General features: G+C 62.1%; 19 protein-coding genes and 1 tRNA gene. 12 read left to right on the top strand and 8 right to left on the bottom strand.

All coding sequences use genetic code 11. The features are described 5' to 3' along the window. Window positions 1-73 precede the first annotated feature (73 nt). Window positions 74-1,264 (bottom strand): zinc-dependent alcohol dehydrogenase, encoded by a 1,191-nt coding sequence (locus tag WA070_RS11125; protein ID WP_422634010.1) that lies wholly within the window; start codon window positions 1,262-1,264, stop codon window positions 74-76. Then, window positions 1,264-1,839, bottom strand: a complete 576-nt coding sequence (locus WA070_RS11120) for an SRPBCC family protein (RefSeq protein ID WP_422634009.1) — start codon at window positions 1,837-1,839, stop codon at window positions 1,264-1,266. The genes WA070_RS11125 and WA070_RS11120 overlap by 1 nt, the downstream gene beginning before the upstream one ends. A gap of 401 nt (window positions 1,840-2,240) precedes the next feature. Between WA070_RS11120 and WA070_RS11115 the strand changes: the two genes are divergently transcribed. Together WA070_RS11115 and WA070_RS11110 are read left to right on the top strand one after the other, a co-directional pair. Beyond that, a complete protein-coding gene (locus WA070_RS11115) occupies window positions 2,241-2,456 on the top strand; it encodes a hypothetical protein (RefSeq protein WP_422634008.1) in 216 nt (71 codons plus the stop codon). 10 nt (window positions 2,457-2,466) lie between these two features. Continuing rightward, the gene (locus tag WA070_RS11110; RefSeq protein ID WP_422634007.1) at window positions 2,467-2,757 is read left to right on the top strand and encodes a hypothetical protein; all 291 of its coding nucleotides are present in this window, start codon (window positions 2,467-2,469) and stop codon (window positions 2,755-2,757) included. A 49-nt stretch (window positions 2,758-2,806) separates the two neighbouring features. Here WA070_RS11110 and WA070_RS11105 read toward each other — a convergent pair whose 3' ends face one another. From WA070_RS11105 to WA070_RS11095, 3 genes are all read right to left on the bottom strand, one after another. After that, window positions 2,807-3,928 carry an NAD(P)/FAD-dependent oxidoreductase gene (locus tag WA070_RS11105; protein ID WP_422634006.1) on the bottom strand — a complete coding sequence of 374 codons (1,122 nt, stop codon included), beginning with the start codon at window positions 3,926-3,928 and terminating at the stop codon, window positions 2,807-2,809. Then, entirely contained in the window at window positions 3,912-4,982 is a 1,071-nt protein-coding gene (locus WA070_RS11100; RefSeq protein WP_422634005.1) for a type III polyketide synthase, read from the bottom strand. The genes WA070_RS11105 and WA070_RS11100 overlap by 17 nt, the downstream gene beginning before the upstream one ends. 151 nt (window positions 4,983-5,133) lie before the next feature. Further along, window positions 5,134-7,296 carry a TonB-dependent siderophore receptor gene (locus WA070_RS11095; protein ID WP_422634004.1) on the bottom strand — a complete coding sequence of 721 codons (2,163 nt, stop codon included), beginning with the start codon at window positions 7,294-7,296 and terminating at the stop codon, window positions 5,134-5,136. Between the two features lie 286 nt (window positions 7,297-7,582). Between WA070_RS11095 and rsgA the strand changes: the two genes are divergently transcribed. Beyond that, window positions 7,583-8,608, top strand: coding sequence for a ribosome small subunit-dependent GTPase A (gene rsgA / locus WA070_RS11090; protein ID WP_422634003.1), 1,026 nt, complete (start codon window positions 7,583-7,585; stop codon window positions 8,606-8,608). A gap of 92 nt (window positions 8,609-8,700) precedes the next feature. Here the strand turns inward: rsgA and WA070_RS11085 are convergent, their stop codons facing one another. After that, entirely contained in the window at window positions 8,701-9,168 is a 468-nt protein-coding gene (locus tag WA070_RS11085; protein WP_422634002.1) for an Lrp/AsnC family transcriptional regulator, read from the bottom strand. A 124-nt stretch (window positions 9,169-9,292) separates the two neighbouring features. On the opposite strand from WA070_RS11085, the gene WA070_RS11080 reads away from it, so the two are divergent. From WA070_RS11080 to WA070_RS11070, 3 genes are all read left to right on the top strand, one after another. Beyond that, window positions 9,293-11,641, top strand: a complete 2,349-nt coding sequence (locus tag WA070_RS11080; RefSeq protein ID WP_422634001.1) for a transketolase — start codon at window positions 9,293-9,295, stop codon at window positions 11,639-11,641. Between the two features lie 3 nt (window positions 11,642-11,644). Further along, window positions 11,645-12,904 (top strand): pyruvate dehydrogenase complex dihydrolipoamide acetyltransferase, encoded by a 1,260-nt coding sequence (locus WA070_RS11075; RefSeq protein ID WP_422634000.1) that lies wholly within the window; start codon window positions 11,645-11,647, stop codon window positions 12,902-12,904. A gap of 89 nt (window positions 12,905-12,993) precedes the next feature. Continuing rightward, window positions 12,994-13,416 (top strand): STAS/SEC14 domain-containing protein, encoded by a 423-nt coding sequence (locus tag WA070_RS11070; RefSeq protein ID WP_422633999.1) that lies wholly within the window; start codon window positions 12,994-12,996, stop codon window positions 13,414-13,416. A gap of 80 nt (window positions 13,417-13,496) precedes the next feature. Here the strand turns inward: WA070_RS11070 and WA070_RS11065 are convergent. Next, a tRNA-Gln gene (locus tag WA070_RS11065) sits at window positions 13,497-13,571 on the bottom strand. A gap of 126 nt (window positions 13,572-13,697) precedes the next feature. Here WA070_RS11065 and WA070_RS11060 point away from each other — a divergent pair. Beyond that, window positions 13,698-14,207 carry a MarR family winged helix-turn-helix transcriptional regulator gene (locus WA070_RS11060; protein WP_422633998.1) on the top strand — a complete coding sequence of 170 codons (510 nt, stop codon included), beginning with the start codon at window positions 13,698-13,700 and terminating at the stop codon, window positions 14,205-14,207. 81 nt (window positions 14,208-14,288) lie between these two features. Beyond that, the gene (locus WA070_RS11055) at window positions 14,289-14,603 is read left to right on the top strand and encodes a hypothetical protein (protein ID WP_422633997.1); all 315 of its coding nucleotides are present in this window, start codon (window positions 14,289-14,291) and stop codon (window positions 14,601-14,603) included. A gap of 48 nt (window positions 14,604-14,651) precedes the next feature. Here the strand turns inward: WA070_RS11055 and WA070_RS11050 are convergent, their stop codons facing one another. Further along, complete coding sequence (locus WA070_RS11050; RefSeq protein WP_422634031.1) at window positions 14,652-15,407, bottom strand: enoyl-CoA hydratase-related protein; 756 nt, start codon at window positions 15,405-15,407, stop codon at window positions 14,652-14,654. Window positions 15,408-15,522: 115 nt separating this feature from the next. On the opposite strand from WA070_RS11050, the gene WA070_RS11045 reads away from it, so the two are divergent. The 4 genes from WA070_RS11045 to WA070_RS11030 all read left to right on the top strand — a co-directional run bounded on the left by WA070_RS11045 (window position 15,523) and on the right by WA070_RS11030 (window position 19,874). Beyond that, window positions 15,523-16,518 (top strand): bile acid:sodium symporter family protein, encoded by a 996-nt coding sequence (locus WA070_RS11045; RefSeq protein ID WP_422633996.1) that lies wholly within the window; start codon window positions 15,523-15,525, stop codon window positions 16,516-16,518. Then, entirely contained in the window at window positions 16,515-17,030 is a 516-nt protein-coding gene (locus tag WA070_RS11040; RefSeq protein WP_422633995.1) for a phosphoribosyltransferase, read from the top strand. The genes WA070_RS11045 and WA070_RS11040 overlap by 4 nt, the downstream gene beginning before the upstream one ends. Window positions 17,031-17,103: 73 nt before the next feature. Further along, window positions 17,104-18,267, top strand: coding sequence for an aromatic ring-hydroxylating oxygenase subunit alpha (locus tag WA070_RS11035; RefSeq protein ID WP_422633994.1), 1,164 nt, complete (start codon window positions 17,104-17,106; stop codon window positions 18,265-18,267). Then, window positions 18,264-19,874 (top strand): phytoene desaturase family protein, encoded by a 1,611-nt coding sequence (locus WA070_RS11030; protein WP_422633993.1) that lies wholly within the window; start codon window positions 18,264-18,266, stop codon window positions 19,872-19,874. The genes WA070_RS11035 and WA070_RS11030 overlap by 4 nt, the downstream gene beginning before the upstream one ends. Window positions 19,875-19,901 lie beyond the last annotated feature (27 nt).

Raw genomic sequence — 19,901 nt, 5'->3', positions numbered from 1 at the left:
ACCGGCAATATTCCTTACAGCCTAGGTGGAATATCTGCACTTGGCGACGAAAATTTGGCCATGCCTGTTTCTCCTACTGCGCGGCGACCGAAAGACCGGGCTTCAACACGATCTTGGTCACTTCATTCTGATTGTCGTGGAACATCTTATAGCCCTTGGGCGCGTCTTCCAGACCCATGCGATGGGAGATCAGGAACGTCGTATCGATTTTGCGCTCCAGAATCGCATTGAGCAGGGCAGGCATATAATGCTGCACGCTTGTCTGGCCGGCCTTGAGGGTAAGGCCCTTTTCCATGAACGCACCCAGCGGAAACTTGTCCACGAATCCGCCATAGACGGCTGGCATCGACACGCGCCCGCCCTTGCGACAGGCATGGATCGCTTGCCGGATCGAATGGGTGCGATCGGTTCCAAGGAATAGCGACGCCTTGATCTGATCGACCACATTGTCGACAAAGAAGCCATGGGCTTCAAGGCCCACCGCGTCGATCACCGCATCAGGCCCGATGCCGCCGGTCATCTCCATCAACGCTTCGTACGTCTTCGATTCCTCGAAGTTGATCGTCTCCGCGCCGAATTTTTTGGCCAGCTCAAGCCGATGCGGAAAACGATCGATTGCGATGACGCGGTGCGCGCCCATCAGGAAAGCGGACTGGACCGCGAAGAGCCCGACCGGACCGCAGCCCCATACCGCCACCGTATCGCCCGGTTCGATGTCCGCATTCTCCGCCGCCTGCCATCCGGTGGGCAGGATGTCCGACAGGAACAGCACTTCGTCATCGTCCAGCCCGTCAGGCACCACGATCGGCCCCACATCGCTAAATGGTACGCGTACATATTCCGCCTGACCGCCTGCATAGCCGCCGGTCAGATGGCTGTAACCGAACAGGCCCGACATGGGCTGACCGTACATTTCCTGGCCGATGTCCTGATTGTCGGCCGGATTGCCATTGTCGCAGGCGGAATATTGATGCTTGCCGCAATGATAGCAACTGCCGCAGGCGATGGTGAAGGGCACCACGACCCGCTGCCCCTTTAACAATGTGGATTTGGGACCGGTTTCGACCACTTCGCCCATGAATTCATGGCCAAGTATGTCGCCCGCCTGCATGGTCGGAATATAGCCGTCATACAGATGCAGGTCGGACCCGCAGATCGCCGTCGACGTGATCCTGATGATCGCATCGCGCGGGTTGAGGATTTCGGGATCGTCCACGGTATCGACGCGGACGTCATGTTTGCCGTGCCATGTCAGCGCGCGCATCAGGCTTTCTCCTCGTCACGTTGCTTTTGGGTCCAGGCCGCCGTCGCGACCTCGCCCGTTTCCATCAATTGTTTGAAACGGCGCAGATCGCGGCGCGCCTGAATGGCGGGTTCGCGCTGGAACAGCTTGGCGATCACCTTGCCTACCACGCCTGCGGGGGGATCATAGGCAATGGTTGCCGTGACGATCGTCCCGCGATCGCCTGCATCGCGAAATTCTATGCGGCCGCTATTGAGAACATCGGCGTTTTCGGCAGAGGTCCAGGCGATCAACTCGCCTGCCTTTTCCTCGGTAATGATCGCGTCCCATTCCACGGTGCCTCCCGCAGGCGCCTTCACCACCCAATGCGATATCGTGTTCGCCAATATGTCGATCCGTTCCACATTATCCATGAACGAAGGCAGATTGGAAAAATCGCGCCAATAGGCGAATAGTTCGTCGCGAGAGCGGTTGATCGTGACTGAACGCCCGATCAGGTCGTCGCCCTTCGATTGCGCAACGACAGCGACCCCGCTTGCCCGCTCCTCTTTCAATTTGGACGTCGTGGGTGGGGCGTCGTCTGTTGCCATCGTCATGGACATTCTCCAGCTATTTTCATGATGTCGGCACGGATCAGTCGACCGTTCGGAGGCCGCGCCGGGGTATGGGCAGACAACGCCTGAATGTCGGATGGGTCCAGTAATCTGACGGAAAATCTAGCTGATCGACATCAGTTGGAAGGATCGGATGTGATGCAATGGCAGGCTCGGCGGCAACTCGATCATGCTTTGGTCGCGGCGCGATTTCCGTCATGAACCATCACAAGCGGTCCGATCGCCAAGCCGCTCACTCTCGCCCAAGGGCGCCGGATAGGTCCATGTTGCCTGTAGTTCCTGCAATAAAGGTGGGAAATGAAATGCAACCGATTGCTCGATCAGCGCTTCATACAAACACCGGACATCGCCTCCGGCTCCTGTATTGCGGAAGGATCAAAACTATGGCTGGAAACGAAAATGGTCTCGATCCTGCAAAGGGACGATCGGACCAAATGCCCCGTCGCGGACCTGCCGGCGACGTCCGTCCCAACAGCGATGATCCAGATCCTCGCACACGCGGCGGCAAGTCGCAGGAGGATGTCGAGGATCGCCCATCCGTCGGCACGGTAAAACCCGAAGATTATCCAGAAGCCGATCGCGCCGATTCCAGGCCCTGAAAGGATTAGCATGAGCACGACATTGACAGGCACATTCGATAGCCGGGATCAGGCCGACATGGCCGTAGAGCGGCTGGTTCAGGAAATCGGTATCGAACGGACCGATATTTTCGTGGCTGCATCCGGAACCCAAAACAGTGCAGGCAATCTGATCGGAGGCGCAGATAGCGCGACAGTCGATCAGGCTGAAAGGAACGATGTCCCCCTTGCTGGCGGCATTACGGTCTCGATCGATTTGCAGGATGAAGCCAGGATCGAAGTCGTCACGGCCGCGCTGGACGAATTCGGGGCGCAACCATGATCGGTGTATTGACCCCGGCATTTGATTGTACGGATGACGCATGAAGCGCTTATATCCGACCACCAATGCGCGTCAGCAGCGAGGCATATACCCCCAGCCCCGGCGCGATGTTTAGCAGCCCCATCAGGATCGCGCGACCGACCGGACCCGACGTGCCGTGGCGCAGGGCGTCGGCAACACCAAGCGGACGACGACTACCCCGCCGCATGGCGCGTTGCCAGTCCGGCGCAGCGTCCGGACCGCTCGTCAACATTGCACGCGCCGCGCTAATGCCGCTGGCCAGCGCGATGGCGATGCCGTCGCCCGCCAGTGAAGAAATGACCGCGCCCTGATCGCCAACACGGAAAATACCCGGCCCCACCGCCTGCGCGCGCCATCCATAGGGCACGCCTGCCACGGCATCGAAATGGTCTGGCCGCACCCGCCCCATCCGGTCGGCCAGCGCAGGCGCTTGCCGCATTATCTCATCGATCAGCCCAGCCATGCCCCCCGCCGCCGCCAGCCGATGCCGGGAAACCGACAGGCACAGATTGACAGCGCCATCCTCCTGCAGCAGCAGCCCGGCATAGCCATGATCGAACAGATGCAGTTCGATCGTCCCGGCCAGATCGGGCTGGCGCGCACAGGCAGGCGGCAACAGCGCGCGCAGTCCGACCGAGGGCGGCTCCCGCCCGGCGCTGTCCTGACGGGACAAGCCACGCAGATCATATTTGCCGGTCGCCAGAAACAGCGCGTCGCCCGCCATCCGCGCCCCATCGTCAAACCGGATGGACCGATCGACCGGATCGACGGCCCGCACCGACCGACCGCGCATCAACATCGCACCAGCATCAGCAGCCGCCTCGATCAGCGCCGCGTCCAGCACCGCGCGAGACAGCCCCGCTGCCCCATGAGGCAAGGGCAATTCGACCTGCTGGCCATTTGCCACGACTCGTAAAAGGGTGATCGGTCGCGCACCCAGAGCAAAGGCGTCGATCCCCAGTTCCCGCAACGACGCGAGCGCATCCCATCCCATGAAACTGCCACAGACGCACGTATGCGGACCAACGGATCGATCCACCACGACCGGCTTCATGCCAGCCCGCGCGAGCATGATGGCGGCGGCCGCACCGGCAGGCCCGCCACCCACGATCAGCGCAGGGACATGATGCACCTCACCTGCGCCGCTCAAAGCGGAATCCTTCCGCCGCCAGGCCGGGACCAAAGGCCAGCGCAACGCCCTGCCCTGCCCCCGGTCGCTCCAGCATATCGCGCAGGATGAACATCAACGTCGCAGACGACATATTGCCAAAGCGGGCCAGGACATTGCGTGAAACCGCCAAGGCCTCCGGGTCCAGCCCCAGCCCATGTTCGACCGCATCCAGGATGGATCGGCCACCGGCATGCACGGCCCAGCTATCGATAGCGGAGGGATCGTCCCCGCCCACGATCTGCCGCCGCACATCGGCATCGCCCAGCGCGGCCTGAATATGGCCCGGCACTGCGCCCGACAGATGCATGACAAAGCCGTTGTCGCCGACGTCCCATCGGATCAGATCCGCCGTGTCCTTTACAGCGATGGAAAAGGGTCGCTCGATCGCGATGCCATCATCCTGCGCACTGACCAGCGCAGCGGCCGCGCCATCGCCGAACTGAAGCATGGCGAGCAGCCGCTCCACTTGCACATCCCGCTGGAAATGGAGCGAGGATAATTCCACAGTGACCACCAGTATTTTTGCACCAGGTTCGGATCGAGCGATGTGGCGTGCAGTGCGTAACGCGGCGACAGCGGCATAGCAGCCCATGAAGCCGACCAGCGTGCGCTCCACCCCCGGCAGATCGATGCGCTGCGCGATGATCTGGTCGATGCCGGGCGCGACGAAACCGGTGCAGCTGGCCACGACCAGATGGGTAACACCGTCGATCGACACCTGATCGCGCAACTGGTCGATCGCCTCCATCGCCAGAATCGGTGCCCATTGCGCGTAAAGCTGCATCCGTTGCGACGTCGGGGGCAAGGCGTCGGCATAGAAGCCGCCCGGATCGACCGGCGATCCGCCACTATCCGACACAGGCAGCACGGACCAGCGATGACCAATACCGGAACGCCCCGCCATCCGTGTGAAGATCGCGCGGTCGCGGCTGTCGCCCAACTGATCTTCCGCCCATCCTATAAAGGCGGAATGCACATCCTGGGCAGGCACGGCACAACCGATCGCATTGATGCAGGCACGCGTTACGGTCATCAGGTCGCCTTTGGTCATCTGCCGCTCAACGCTGCGGCTCCGGCAATCGATCCTGATCCCGTGCCGGTGAACATAGGATTGACGAAGACGATTACCAACGGTGTCGATAGGACATGACGGACCGGCGCAGTCCGTCATGCCCGGCATATTTTTAGAAGCGGTAGTTGGCGCTGATCGTGAAGTTACGCGGCGCGCCATAGCGATATTGGCTGTAGAAGCCGATCTGGCTGTAATAGGTCTTGTCGAGCAGATTTTCGACGTTCGCCTGCAACTGCAACTGCTCGCTCACCGCATAACGCGCCATCAGGCTGACCAGAGTGTACCCGTCCTGCTGGAAACGGAAGGGCGCGCCCGTCACTGGGTTCGATCCGTCCGAATAGGCCTTGCTGCGATAATTGACGCCACCGCCGACGGTCAGCCCGGTCAGTGCGCTAGACAGGTCGTAGGTGGTGAACAGCTTGAGCAGGCGGCGGGGCTGATCGACATTGGCAGGGTTGCCGTCGGCATCTTCCGCCTTGAACTGACTATAGCCCAGATTGATGTTCCAGCCTTCGACCGGCCGCCCCGTCACTTCAACCTCAAACCCCTTGCTCGTCACGCCCTTGGCCGCGCGATAGACATCGACCATCTGTCCGTCGGGCCGCAATGCCTGCCCGTCCGCCTGAGCGACATTATCCTGCTTGATATTGAACAGGGCGATGGATGTTTGCAGCGCATCGTCGAAGAAGGCGCTTTTCAGGCCGATCTCAAACGCCTTGCCGTCGAGCGGGTCGAGCTGGACGAAATTGCGGTCGAGCGCATTTTGCGGCTGAAATATCTTGGTGAAGCTGGCGTAGAGGCGATGATGGGGCGTCACGTCATACAGCGCGCCGACATAGGGAATGAACACATCGTCATCCCCATAATTGCTGTCCACTTGATAACTGACGCCGGTCTGCTTCCAGCTCATCAGGCGGCCACCGCCGATGATCTTGAGCGCGTCGGTCAGGTTGGCGCGCAGGGCGCCATAATAGCCGGTCTGCCTGATCCGTTCCTTCACCGCCAGAGACGGCGTGCTGGAAAAACCGGGATAGGCATAGGATGTCGCCGACCAGTTGTTGAAATCGCCCGCAGGCGGGAAAGAATAGGCGTTGGTGGGATCGGTGATATTCAGCGCCGCGAACTGATTGACATAGCGGTCGACCGTGCTGTCCATCGCACCCAGCACCAGATCATGATCGCGACCCAGCAGGCTGATCCTGCCCTTTATCTGGCCATCATAGCTGTTCTGGATACTTTCCCCATAGGCAGAATAGGGATTGCTGGCGAGGCCAAGACCGGTCGTCTGGTTCACCAGTCCATAGAGATACAGGATCTCGGTGCGCTGAGTGTTGCGGATGCGGTTGTAATTGGCCGTCACGCTCCATCCGCCGCCGAAATCATGGCTGAGCGTCGTGAAGAAATTCTGGTTGTTGGTGTCCCAGCGCGTCCAGTCGGACGAGGCGGTTTTCGACCGGTCCCACACCGCGAAACTGCCATCGTCGTAGAATGAAGGCAGCGCGCCCCAGGCCGGAGCGTCCGGCCGCCCCTGCTGATGACTGAAACCGACGCGCAGCAGCGTATCGTCAGTCACGTCGGCATCGATCACGCCATAGAGGAGCAGCTTCTTGTTCTTATAAAGGTCGATATGGCTTTCGCCCTGCTCATACCGGCCCACCGCGCGGAAACGCAGGCGGCCGTCGGACGTCACGGGACCAGCAATGTCACCGGATATGCGCCCGGTCTTCCAACTCCCCACGCTGGCGTTGAGATAGCCGGTCAGCACATCCTTGTCGGCATGTTTGCGCACCAGATTGACCGAAGCGGATGGATCTCCAGCCCCCGACAGCAGGCCGGTGGCCCCGCGCACGACCTCGACCCGGTCGTAGATCGACACGTCGGCGATGGTTTCGCCGGAATCGCCGCCCAGTTGCCAGGCGGTCGGCACGCCATCGACCTGATAATTGCGGATCTGAAAACCGCGCGCGTAAAAACTGTTGCGCACATCGTCCGTTTCGTTGGCTGACACGCCCACGGCGTTGGTGATGACGTCGAGGACGCTGATCAGATTCTGGTCGAGGATGCGCTGCGCCGTGATGATGCTGACCGATTGCGGCGTTTCGCGCACCGTAAGGCCCAGGCCGGTCGCAGTATCGATCCGGTCGGGCAGCGTGTAGGCGCCCGTCACGACGATCGCGCTTTCATCCGTGGCGTCGCCCCCCGCGACCTGCGCCATGACAGGCGTGGCGAAGGTGACGGCCATGCCGCCCAGCATCATTGCGACCTTATTTTTCATATATTTTCCCCGATAGACGACACCCACCCCAATGATCCCGATGCGTCGGGTTGCGGAGCGCGATTGACCGACATGCCGCTAATACTAATGATAGTCATCCGCAATAGATAAATCGCGCCTGTTGGTTTGTGGGCGTGGTTGCGAGAGCTTCTGTCGGGCGATGCTTGGTTGGAGGACAAAATACTGTAAGGCGGACCATTGCCGGAATGTGACGAAATGGAATGCGGAGCCGTACTGGCGCCAGAGCGAACAGAAACAAGAGGCGAAGCGCCGCGATGGATATGTGATGCATCAGACTTTGGAAGACCTCGGGTGGCGGCCCTTTTTCAGCGCGCAGATATCGGAAGATGACGGTGCCGGATGTCATCCCGCGCGCGTGATGGCCGTTCATCGCGGCAAAATTGCCGTGGCGGGCGCGGAAACGATCCGAATGATCCCGCCCTATGTCGCGGACGCCTCGGTTGCCGAAGATCATCCCACGGTCGGCGACTGGTTGCTGGTCGATGATGTGACGCTGGACGTCAGACGCGTCCTGCAACGCGAAAACCTGTTCAAACGACAGGCGCCAGGTACGGACAAAAAGACGCAACTGATCGCTGCGAACGTCGATACGCTCTTTATCGTGGCCTCCTGCAACAAGGATTTCAGCACAGCACGTCTGGAACGATATCTGGTGCTGGCGCAGGAAGTCGGCGTGCAGCCGGTCGTCATCCTCACCAAGACGGACCTGACGGACACGCCAGATATTTTCGCAGAAGCGGTACGGGATCTGCGACCGGGGCTGCTGATCGAAGCCGTCAACGGGCGCGACCCCGTCAGCGTCGCGCGCCTTGCCACCTGGTGCGGCAAGGGACAGACCGTGGCCCTTGTTGGTTCCTCTGGTGTTGGCAAATCGACGCTGGTCAATAGTCTGCGTGGCTCCGACGGCATCGCGACGCAGGCCATCCGCAAGGGGGACGACACGGGACGCCATACGACTACGGTGCGCGAGATGCACCGGCTGACGGGGGGCGGCTGGTTGCTCGATACGCCCGGTATGCGCGAATTACAGTTGACCGATGCGGGATCGGGCATTGCCGAGATATTCGACGATTTCGTAGAGGCTGCTCAGCATTGCCGATTTTCCAACTGCACGCATGAGGTGGAACCGGGCTGCGCGGTTGGCGCGGCCATCGCCGACGGGCGTCTGTCGTCCGCGCGTCTGGATCGCTGGCGCAGGCTGGCGAACGAGGAAATCTATAACAGGGCCAGCCTGACCGAGCGTCGCGCGCTCGACCGCATCGCGAACAGGGGCTTGGCCAGGAAGAAATAAGCCGTCGGCCCTGAATGCGGGTTGGGCGGGACGGTCGCCGTCCTGCATTGCTGCCGGACGGACCTCGCGTCAGCGGAAAGCGGTTCGTTCGATTACACCGGCAGGGCCGTGCGATAGACCACGGGGCGTAGCGCGAAGCTGGTCGTCACCTGCGATACGCCTTTGATCTTGGTCAGCTTGTACCGCAGGAAATCCTCAAATTCGCCCAGCGACCCGACTAACACGCGCAATTGATAGTCGGCCTCCCCCGTCATCAGATAACATTCCATCACTTCGGGAAAGCCCGTCACAGCCGCTTCGAACAGGGCAAGATGGCTGTCATCCTGCTGATCGAGGCGAATGCGGACGAATGCGCTGACCGACAGCCCAAGCGGCGCGGGATTCACCAGAGCCACATAGCCGCTGATGACGCCGCCATCTTCCAGAGCGCGCACACGGCGCAGACAGGGACTGGGGGACAGGCCGACCTGCTCGGACAGATGCTGGTTCGTCATCCGACCGTCGGACTGCAGATTGGACAGGATGCTGCGATCAATGTCATCAAGATCAGAAATTAGCATAGTCTGCCTTTTAATAGACTAAATTGTACGAATCCTGCTGAAATACTACGGTTTCTTCGCAATATTTGCAAGGACATGCCTTGCCCATTCCGCTTAGGTTCCAGAAACAGGTTTGGAGAGATTCATGACGAACACGCTCGTTTCCGGTCCGGGGCAGGACATTGTACACGCGCTGGAAAAGCTGGACACGCAGTTGCGTTGGCTTTCGTCCTGGACCGTACACAACGCCAATCATGTGCGGGAAAAGCGCGACGGCATGAAGGTCGGCGGGCATCAGGCCAGTTGCGCATCGATGACCACCATCATGGCCGCCCTCTATTTCCATGCCCTGCGCCCGCAGGACAAGGTGGCGGTCAAGCCGCACGCCGGACCGGTGCTGCACGCGATCCATTATATGCTGGGCAACCAGAGCCTCGACCAGTTGCAGCGCTTTCGCGGACTGGGCGGCATGCAAAGCTACCCTTCGCGGACGAAGGACCAGATCCCGGTCGATTTCTCGACAGGGTCCGTCGGCCTGGGCGTCGCGATTACGGCCTTTGCCAGTCTGGTGCAGGATTATCTGATCGCGCATGGCCAGTTGGAGGAAGCCAGCGCCGGTCGCATGATCGCGTTGATGGGCGATGCGGAACTGGACGAAGGCAATATCTACGAATGCCTGATCGAAGGGTATAAGCACGACATCCGCAATTGCTGGTGGATCGTCGATTATAACCGTCAGTCGCTCGACCATACGACCGCCGATCGCATGTTCCGCCGGTTCGATGATATTTTCGAAACCTGCGGCTGGCGCGTGCTGACGCTGAAATATGGCAAGCTGCAACGCGCCGCCTTCAAACGGCCGGGCGGCAAGAGTCTGGAGGAGTGGATCGACAATTGCCCCAATGTCGATTTCGCGGCGCTGACCTATCAGGGTGGTGCGGCGTGGCGCAAACGGCTGATGGCGGACATCGGCGACAAGCCGCACGCCGCCAAGCTGCTCGACAGCTTCGATGACGACGCTCTGGCCGCGCTGATGACCAATTTGGGCGGCCATTGCGTCGAAACGCTGACGCAGGCCTTCGACAGCGCGTCGGGCGACGACGTGCCCACCATGTTCATCGCCTATACGATCAAGGGCTATGGCCTGCCGCTGGCGGGGCATAAGGACAATCATTCGGGCATGATGAACCCGCCCCAGATCGCCCAATTGCGCGACAGTCTGGGCATAGCGCAGGGGGACGAATGGAATCCCTATGCCGGCCTTGGCGATAACGTCGCCGCCGAACTGGATGCCTTCATCAGACAGAGCGCCTTTGCCGCAACGCCGTCCGAACGACCCGGCGAAGCGATCGCCATTCCGTCGCGCCTGCCCGTGCCCGATGGCGCGGAACAATCGACCCAGTCGGCGTTCGGCCGCATCCTGATGGATCTGGCCCAGCCGGGCAACCCGATCGGCGACCGCATCGTCACGACCGCGCCGGACGTGACGCAGACCACCAATCTTGGCGGATTCGTGAACCGGCGGGGGCTGTTCCGCAGGCAGGAACTGGCCGACATATTTCATGCCGCCAAAATCCCTTCGGCCCAGAAATGGGCTGGCCATGCAGCGGGCCAGCATATCGAGTTGGGGATTGCGGAGAATAACTTCTTCCTGATGCTGGCGGCTTTGGGGCTGGCGGCGGCGCAATTTGGCACGCGATTATTGCCGGTCGGCACCGTCTACGACCCGTTCATCGCGCGCGGACTCGATGCGCTCAACTATGGCTGTTATCAGGATGCCCGCTTCCTGCTGGTCGGCACGCCGTCGGGCCTGACACTGGGGCCGGAGGGCGGCGCGCACCAGTCGATCAATACGCCCCTGATCGGCATGGGCCAGCCCAACCTCACCTATTTCGAACCGGCCTTTGCCGACGAAGTGGCGCTGACCATGGCCTATGCGTTCGACCATATGCAAAAGCCGGACGGCAGTTCGGTCTATCTGCGCCTGTCGACCCGCACGATCGCGCAGGTCGAACGCGCCAATGGCGATTGGGAAGAGGATGCCCTGAAGGGCGGCTACTGGCTGCGCAAGCCCGATGCCAAGGCCGAGATCGCCATCGTGTTTACCGGTGCGATCGCACCCGAAGCGATGGCGGCATGGGAGCAACTGGCCGAGGATATGCCGGGCCTTGGCCTGCTGAACGTCACCTCGCCCGACCTGCTGCATCGCGGCTGGTCGGCGCAGCGGTCGGCGCGCTGGACGGGCGGCGACTATGCACCCTGCCATGCCCAAGCCCTGCTGTCCCAATTGGCACCCGGTGCGGCGCTGGTGACGGTCATCGACGGATCGCCCGGCGCGCTGTCCTGGCTGGGCGGGGTCAAGGGGATGCGGGTCAGCCCGCTGGGCATCGACCGTTTCGGCCAGACCGGCGACCTGCCCGACCTCTATCGCACCTACAGGCTGGATGCCGACGCCATCGTCGAAGCCGCCGCTGAACTTTTCGTTGGGAACTGAACCATGGCGATCGAACTGAAAATGCCCGCCCTATCCCCCACGATGGAAAAGGGGACTCTGGCCAGATGGCTGGTCAAGGAAGGCGATAGCATCAAGCCCGGCGACCTGATCGCCGAGATTGAGACGGACAAGGCGACGATGGAGTTCGAAGCCATCGATGAAGGCGTAATCGCGTCGATTGCGGTTCCTGCGGGGACCGAGGATGTCGCAGTCGGCACGGTCATTGCGACGATCGCCGAAGCGGGCGAGGCGGTTGCGGCCCTCGTGCTGGCAACGGCGGATGCCGCGCCCGTTGCCGCTGCGACCATCGCTGCCGCGCCGCCGCCCGCACCTGCAGCAATAGCGCCAAAACCGGCGATAATGGCGAGGGATAGCGACATCAGCGCGACCCCGCTGGCGCGCCGCATAGCCACGGTCAGGGGCCTGTCGCTGCTGGGCATCACCGGCACGGGCACGCGCGGTCGGATCGTCAAGGCCGACCTGGGCCTCACGCCCCCGATGGCCGCCCCGGTGGCGGGACAGGGCGTGACCGGGGCACCGATGGTCGCGACCGTGCATGCGCCGCCGGTTGGCGTGCCGATGGAAAGGGTGAAACTCAGCGGCATGCGCAAGACGATCGCGCGGCGGCTGAGCGAATCCAAGCAGACCGTGCCGCATTTCTATCTGACTGCCCATTGCCGCATCGACGCGCTGCTCGGGCTGCGCAGCGAACTGAATGCCAGCCTGTCGGCGCGCGGCGTCAAACTGTCGGTCAATGATCTTGTAATCAAGGCCATGGCGCTGGCCATGACGCGCGAGCCCGACGTCAATGTGCAGTTCGCGGGTGAGGAAATGTATCGCTTCAGCCGGGTCGATATCGCGATGGCCGTCGCAATCGAAGGCGGCCTCGTCACACCGGTGATCCGCGACGTCGCCAGCCTTTCGCTATCGGCCGTTGCACAGCAGAGCCAGCAACTGGCAGGCAAGGCGCGCGACGGCAAACTGGTGCCCGAAGACTATCAGGGTGGCACCGCGTCCATATCCAATCTTGGCATGTATGGCATCGACGAGATGATCCCGGTCATCAACCCGCCACAGGCTCTGATCCTGGGCATCGGATCGGGGATCGAGAAACCGTGGAAAGTCGATGGCGCGATCGCACTGGCGACGATCATGACTTCCACCGCCAGCTTCGATCATCGCGCCATCGATGGCGCCGCCGCTGCGCGCTTCATGGCCGCGTTCCGTGATCTCGTCGAAAATCCGATGCAGATCATATGCTGATCGCCGACAACTGGTGATCACCTCGCCATAAGCACCGATCACCGATCCGTTCGCAGTTGGTCGTTCCTTAACCCTGCTCTGCTAATAGAGTGCAGGCAGAGGAACAGTTCACTATGAACGCACAACCAAACGAGCAGGCGTACCGCATCGACTTTTCGGAAGAGGCATATATGTTGTGCCTGACGTTCGACGGCTTCTGGACGCCGCTCACCGTCGCGCGCTTCAGGGCGGAAATCACGGACACCGTAACCAGGCTGTCTGCCACCTACCGGACCTTCCATATGCTCATCGACCAGCGCAGTTTCGGGGTGCAATCGCTTGATACTGTGCGCAACCTGACCGAAATTTTCATTGAGACGGGACAGATGCATGCTGGCCGGGTCGCGGTCGTGACGAGCAGCGCCCTTGCCAGGATGCAGGTCGAAAGAAATCTCGGCGATCCAAGAGCGAAGGTGTTCTGCGATCTCGAATCGGCAAAATCCTGGCTGACTGCCGCGACGCCAGCGGACTGACATGTCGCCAAGAACAGGGCAACGAATCACCCATCAGCGGCAGTTCGCGCTTGGGATATCCTCAAAGCTGTGGATTCGACTGGCTGGGGCGGCAGGATTCGAACCTGCGCATGGCGGCATCAAAAGCCGCTGCCTTACCGCTTGGCGACGCCCCAGCATGGCCGACTGATCGTCGGCGCGGACAGGCATATAACGTGTGATTGGCGAAAGGAAAGCCTAGTCATCACAGTTTCCTGTCGTCAATAAGGGGCTTTCTCCTTTCCCCTGGATTATCGACGGCCATGTCCGCTTCCTCCCCCACCCCGACGCAGATCGCGCCCGCCTCCCCGCTTTTCCTGCGGGAGGATGAGATCAGGCGCGGGATCGAGATGTTGTATTTCGGCTATTCCGCCCTCACCCGCTCGATCGACGAAGGGCTGGCGGCGCAGGGGCTGGGCCGGGCGCATCATCGCGCGCTCTATTTCATCTCGCGCCAGCCTGACCTGACCGTCAAGGAACTGCTGCGCCTGCTTGCCATCACCAAACAATCGCTGGGCCGCGTGCTCAACGACCTGATCGAGCGCGGCTATATCGAAACGCGCGCGGGTGCCAGCGACCGGCGGCAAAAACTGCTCCGCCTCAGCCCCACCGGTGCAGCGCTGGAGGCCGACCTGTTCCGTGCGTTGCGCGAAAACATGGCCACCGCCTATGCGCAGGCGGGGCAGGGATCAGTCACCGGATTCTGGCGCGTGCTGGAAGGATTGATCCCCGATCAGGACCGCTCGATGGTCTTTGGCCTGCGCGGCAAATAGCGGCCATCGGCGCGCCGCGACGCAACCTTATCGCCCTTCCCGCGCTTATCAGGCTCCACGCATCAGGTAAAAGGACTCACCATGCGCAAATCCCTTCTGGCCGCCATCGCGGTCCTGTCCGTCACTGGCCTGTCGGCCTGCTCGCAAAAGACCGAGGATCATCTGGAAAACACCGGATCGTCGATCGGCAACGACCTGAGCACTGCCGCCGATCGTGCAGGTGACAAGATCGACAATGGCCTCGACCGGGCTGGCGCTGCGATCGACAATGGCGCTGAAAAGGTCGATTCCGCGACTGACCGGGCCGCAGCCGACGCAAAGCGCGAAGCCAATGAGGCCAGGCAGGACGTCGGCGCTTCGCTCGAAAAGGCCGGCAGCGACCTGCGCAACGAATAACATGGGCGCCGCCCCGGTCGCCGAAGCGATACGGGGCGGCCCTTCCGTTTATTCCTGCCTGAACACCGGCGCGCGCTTCTCGAAGAAGGCCGCGAAAGCCTCCTGCGCTTCGGCGGAACCCAAAGTTTCGCGAAACAGCCGCGCTTCCTCCTCGATCCGGGCATTCAGCAATATAGGATCGCCCTTCATCAATTGCCGCGTCAGCATCAGCGCCTGCGGCGGCTTTGCCATCAACGCTGCCGCTTTCACCCGCGCATGATTCTCCAGCGATTCGCGCGGCACGATGGCGGTAATCAATCCTACACCGTCCGCCGCCTGCGCATCCATCGGCTCGCCCAGCAACAACATCGCCGCCGCCTTGGCATGACCCATCATCGCAGGCGCGATCAGGCTGGACCCGGCCTCCGGCACCAGCCCCAGATTGACGAACGGCATGATGAAACGCGCGTCTGGCGCGGCATAGATCAGGTCGCAGTGCATCAGCATCGTCGTGCCGACCCCGACCGCCAGCCCCTGCACCGCCACGACTATCGGCTTGTCGAACGCAGCGATGGCGCGGATGAAGGCGAACGCCGCAGCGCCCCCCTCCGGTCCGTTCATGAAATCACCCAGGTCGTTGCCCGCGCAAAAGGCGTCACCCGCAGCGGTGAACAGCACGACACCGATGTCGGCGCGGGCGGACGCATCGGCCAGCGCGGCTGTCATCACCCGATACATGGCGCCGGTCAGCGCATTTTTCTTGTCGGGTCGGTCGATTCGGATTTCCAGAACGCCCCGGCTCGCGCCCTCGCCTTCCAATAGCATGATGCCGTCAGCCACATCCGTCTCCATCTCATCCTCGGTTCCGCCAAAACTGTTGGCGCAACCCGTGCGCCACGTCTATCCCCCTGCCCAGCCTCAACACCGATCGAATCTGCCGATGAAACGCCTGCGCCAAGCCTTCGACCCTTTCCTTCTCCTGCTGATCGCCACGGTCGCCCTAGCGTCGTTCCTGCCTGCGCGAGGGGATGGCGCGAAGATTGCGGAATGGCTGGCGGACGCGGGCATCGTCCTGCTTTTCTTCCTGCATGGCGCAAAATTGTCACGCGCTGCCATATGGGATGGCGCAAAGGCGTGGAAACTGCATCTGGCAGTGCTTGGCACGACCTTCGCTGCCTTCCCGCTCATCGGCCTTGCCATGCAGCATATCCCTGTCATCCCGACGGACATGCGCGCGGGGCTGCTGTTCCTGACGCTGCTGCCGTCCACGGTGCAATCCTCCATCGCGTTCACCGCCATCGCGCGCGGCAATGTGGCGGCGGCGGTGGTCAGCGCATCCTTCTCCAACCTGATCGGCATCGCTCTGACCCCGCTGCTGGTCGCGCTGCTGATGCAGAGCGGGGGCACGGGCGGCCTTATTTCGCTGTCGTCTGCCGAAGGGATCATATTGCAACTGCTGCTGCCCTTCCTGGTGGGTCATTTGTCCCGACGCTGGACCGGCGGCTTTGTGGAACGGCATAAGGCGATGATCGGTCGGGTCGATCGCGGGTCCATCCTGCTCGTCGTCTATGCCGCTTTCAGCGCGGCGGTGGTGGAAGGATTGTGGAACAGCGTGTCGGGTCATGACCTGGCGATACTCGCTGCGGCCTGCGTCATTCTGCTCGTCATCGTCCTGTTGTTCACATGGGGGCTGGGGCGAATGCTCGGCTTGCCCCGCGCCGATGCCATCGTCCTGCAATTTTGCGGGTCGAAGAAAAGCCTGGCGACCGGCGTCCCCATCGCAGGCGTGCTGTTCCCTGCCAGCATGGTCGGGCCGATCCTGTTGCCGGTCATGCTGTTTCACCAGATTCAGCTGATGGCCTGCGCGATGCTGGCGCGCAAATATGGCGCGCGGGATCAAGCGCCAAACGACCTGGCAGCCACGGAGCAGGCATGACCGATCCCATCCTGACCGACATTGCGATGGACCGCTTTCTGGCGCAGGTCGATGCGCTGGCCGTTGCCATCGCCACCGCGCCATGGCGGCCAGACCATATCGTGGGCGTCGGGCGCGGCGGGCTGGTCCCAGCCACCTTCCTGTCCCACGCCATCGACCGGCCGATGCTGTCCATCGATCTGTCGGCGGGCGTTCCCGACTTTGCCGACCTGCTGCTGGAACGCCTGCGGGACCGGGCGGCGAAAGGCGCACGGCTGTTGTTCGTGGACGACATCAACGACAGCGGCAGCACGATCAATGGCCTCAAGACCGCGATGGCCGATACGCCGGACGACGCAGTGCGCTTTGCGGTGTTGATCGACAATATCCGCTCCATCGCCACCATCGACTATCGCGCCGAAACCATCGACCGTTCAGTAACCAAAGACTGGTTCGTCTTCCCATGGGAAGCGGTGGCCAGCCGGGACGCAGTGGTGAAGGATTGGGGCGTCATGCCGGACCGGACACGATGACCCGCATGCCTTGCCCGATAGTGTCGATTGTCGTACATCCGTAAAATATTCAGGCTTGGGGGAGCATGACACAGTGGCAGCGGCTGCATTGAGCGGGGCGGACCCGGATGCGGCATACAGCCTGCCAGCCTGGACCTATCACGACCCCGAATTTTTCGCGCTGGAGATACAACGCATCTTTCGTCCCGCCTGGCAGATCGTCTGCCATGCCAGCGATATCCCCTCCCCCGGCGACTATCATCTGATCGACCATGTCGGTGAAAACATCATCGTCATGCGCGGCGACGATGGCATGGTGCGCGCCTTCACCAATGTCTGCCGCCATCGCGGCGCACGGATGCTGGATGGCCCGTCCGGTTGCGCACGCAAAATCACCTGCCCCTATCATGGCTGGACCTATGCCAATGACGGACGACTGACCGGCGTGCCCGACCGGGCGAGCTATGACGCCAGGGCACTGGCCCAACAGCGACTTGCACCAGTGGATGTGGAGGATTTCCACGGTTTCCTCTTCATCCGGCTGGACGATGATGGCGGCCCCTCCATCGCGCAGATGATGGCACCCTATATGGCGCAGATCGCCCCCTATCGCTTTGCCGACCTGCGCGCGCTGGGCCGCGTGACGTTGCGCCCGCGCGCCGTGAACTGGAAAGTGATCGGCGACAATTATTCCGACGGCCTGCACATATCCGTCGCCCATCCCGGCCTCAAACGGCTGATGGGCGATGGCTATGGCGTGGAAGCGAGCGCGCATGTCGATCGCATGTGGGGACCGATCCTCGATCGCCCCTCGACCAACCTGTCCGAACGCGCATACCAGCATTTTCTGCCCGCCGTCCCGCATCTGCCGCCCGACCGGCAAAGGCTGTGGACCTATTACAAGCTGTGGCCCAATTTCGCGTTCGACATCTACCCCGATCAGATCGATTTCATGGCCTGGATGCCGGTGTCGCCCACTCATACGGTCATCCGGGAAATCAGCTACGCCCTGCCCGATGACCGGCAAGAGATGCAGGCCGCCCGCTACCTCAACTGGCGCATCAACCGGCAGGTGAATGGGGAGGATACAGCGCTCCTCGCCCGGATGCAGGCAGGCATGGCGTCGGCCAGCTTTACCGTCGGGCCTTTGAGCGACAGGGAAGTCGCCCTGCGCCATTTCTGCGGGCGGATGCGTGACATCATCCCACAGGCGCGGCTGCATCGTCCCCCGCCCCCCGGATGGAGCGCCCGCGCATGACCCAGATCTATGACGCGGTCATCATCGGCGGCGGCCATAATGGGCTGGTGTGCGCCTTCTATCTCGCCCGCGCCGGCTATTCCGTCCGCATTCTGGAACGGCGCGCTGTCGTCGGCGGCGCGGTGGTGACGGAGGAATTTCACCCCGGCTTCCGCAACTCGACCGCCAGCTACACTGTCAGCCTGCTCAATCCCAAAGTCATCGCCGACATGGCGCTGGCCGATCATGGCTATCGCGTGATCGAACGGCCGATCAGCAATTTCCTGCCACAGCCGGACGGCGGCTATCTGAAGCTTGGCGGCGGCCTTGCCGCCACGCAGGCGGAGTTCGCCCGCTTCAGCGCGAAGGACGCCGCTGCCCTCCCCGCTTACTACGCGACGCTGGAGGTGGTGGCCGACCTGCTGCGCGACATGGTGCTGCAAACCCCGCCCAATGTCGGCGATGGCCCCGCGATGGTCGTCGCGGCGCTGAAACAGGGGCGCCGCTTCACCCACCTGTCGCTCGATCAACAGCGCGACGTGCTAGACCTCTTCACAAAATCGGCACGTAACTTCCTGGATTCATGGTTCGAAAGCGATGCGGTGAAGGCTGCCTTCGGCTTCGACGCCGTCGTCGGCAACTACGCCTCCCCCGACGCGCCCGGCAGCGCCTACGTCCTCCTGCACCACGTCTTTGGGCAGGTGAATGGCAAGAAAGGCGCATGGGGCCATTGCGTCGGCGGCATGGGCTCAATCACCCAGATCATGGCCCGTATCGTAACTGCATTGGGTGTGGTCCTCACTCTGGAAACACCCGTCGATCGCGTGCTGGTCGATGGCGACCGCGCGGTCGGCGTCGTCCTCGAAAATGGCGAGGAAGTGATGGGCAAATCCATCATCGCCAATGTCGGGCCAAAGCTGCTCTACGACCGGATGATCGCTCCATCGGACCTGCCCCCCGACTTCGTGCGCCGGATCAGAGGGTATAAGACCGGGTCGGGCACATTCCGCATGAATGTCGCCCTGTCCACCCTGCCTGACTTCACCTGCTTACCCGGCCCAGGGCTGCATCACCAATCGGGCATCATCATCGCCCCGACGCTCGATTATATGGACCGCGCCTTCATGGACGCCAAACGCGACGGCTGGTCCAGACGGCCGATCGTGGAAATGCTCATCCCCTCCACCATCGACGATAGCCTTGCGCCGCCCGGCCATCATGTCGCCAGCCTCTTCTGCCAGCAATTCGCCCCCCACCTGCCCAACGGGCGCCACTGGGAAGATGAACGGGAAGCAGCGGCGGACCATATCATCGCGACGGTCGATGCCCACGCTCCCGGCTTCGCGCGCAGCATCATCGCGCGCCAGATCCACTCGCCGCTCGACCTGGAACGCACATTCGGCCTGATCGACGGCGACATCATGCATGGCCACCTCTCGCTCGACCAGATGTGGGCTGCCCGCCCGATGCTGGGCCATGGCGCCTATCGCGGCCCGCTGAAAGGTCTGTATATGTGCGGCGCGGGCACGCATCCGGGCGGCGGCGTGACCGGTGCGCCGGGCCATAATGCGGCCCGCGCGGTGCTGAACGATCATGCCATATGGGGACGCCTGCGTGGGCGTGGCTAGGCTTGCCCAAACGCGCGGCCTCGCTTA

Source organism: Sphingobium sp., from assembly GCF_049304695.1.
In the GTDB taxonomy this organism is placed as follows: domain Bacteria; phylum Pseudomonadota; class Alphaproteobacteria; order Sphingomonadales; family Sphingomonadaceae; genus Sphingobium.
The sequence above is the reverse complement of the archived record's forward strand: the minus strand, read 5'-3'. Positions and strand labels throughout refer to the sequence as shown.

Excerpts from the sequence above, each read along its gene's own strand:
- WA070_RS11100 (WP_422634005.1), bottom strand. The coding sequence starts at position 4,982 with ATGACCGTAACGCGTGCCTGCATCAATGCGATCGGTTGTGCCGTGCCT.
- rsgA (WP_422634003.1), top strand. The coding sequence starts at position 7,583 with ATGCATCAGACTTTGGAAGACCTCGGGTGGCGGCCCTTTTTCAGCGCG.
- WA070_RS11095 (WP_422634004.1), bottom strand. The coding sequence starts at position 7,296 with ATGAAAAATAAGGTCGCAATGATGCTGGGCGGCATGGCCGTCACCTTC.
- WA070_RS11055 (WP_422633997.1), top strand. The coding sequence starts at position 14,289 with ATGCGCAAATCCCTTCTGGCCGCCATCGCGGTCCTGTCCGTCACTGGC.
- WA070_RS11115 (WP_422634008.1), top strand. The coding sequence starts at position 2,241 with ATGGCTGGAAACGAAAATGGTCTCGATCCTGCAAAGGGACGATCGGAC.
- WA070_RS11125 (WP_422634010.1), bottom strand. The coding sequence starts at position 1,264 with ATGCGCGCGCTGACATGGCACGGCAAACATGACGTCCGCGTCGATACC.
- WA070_RS11030 (WP_422633993.1), top strand. The coding sequence starts at position 18,264 with ATGACCCAGATCTATGACGCGGTCATCATCGGCGGCGGCCATAATGGG.
- WA070_RS11060 (WP_422633998.1), top strand. The coding sequence starts at position 13,698 with ATGTCCGCTTCCTCCCCCACCCCGACGCAGATCGCGCCCGCCTCCCCG.
- WA070_RS11080 (WP_422634001.1), top strand. The coding sequence starts at position 9,293 with ATGACGAACACGCTCGTTTCCGGTCCGGGGCAGGACATTGTACACGCG.
- WA070_RS11075 (WP_422634000.1), top strand. The coding sequence starts at position 11,645 with ATGGCGATCGAACTGAAAATGCCCGCCCTATCCCCCACGATGGAAAAG.
- WA070_RS11120 (WP_422634009.1), bottom strand. The coding sequence starts at position 1,839 with ATGACGATGGCAACAGACGACGCCCCACCCACGACGTCCAAATTGAAA.
- WA070_RS11045 (WP_422633996.1), top strand. The coding sequence starts at position 15,523 with ATGAAACGCCTGCGCCAAGCCTTCGACCCTTTCCTTCTCCTGCTGATC.
- WA070_RS11110 (WP_422634007.1), top strand. The coding sequence starts at position 2,467 with ATGAGCACGACATTGACAGGCACATTCGATAGCCGGGATCAGGCCGAC.
- WA070_RS11085 (WP_422634002.1), bottom strand. The coding sequence starts at position 9,168 with ATGCTAATTTCTGATCTTGATGACATTGATCGCAGCATCCTGTCCAAT.
- WA070_RS11050 (WP_422634031.1), bottom strand. The coding sequence starts at position 15,407 with ATGCTATTGGAAGGCGAGGGCGCGAGCCGGGGCGTTCTGGAAATCCGA.
- WA070_RS11040 (WP_422633995.1), top strand. The coding sequence starts at position 16,515 with ATGACCGATCCCATCCTGACCGACATTGCGATGGACCGCTTTCTGGCG.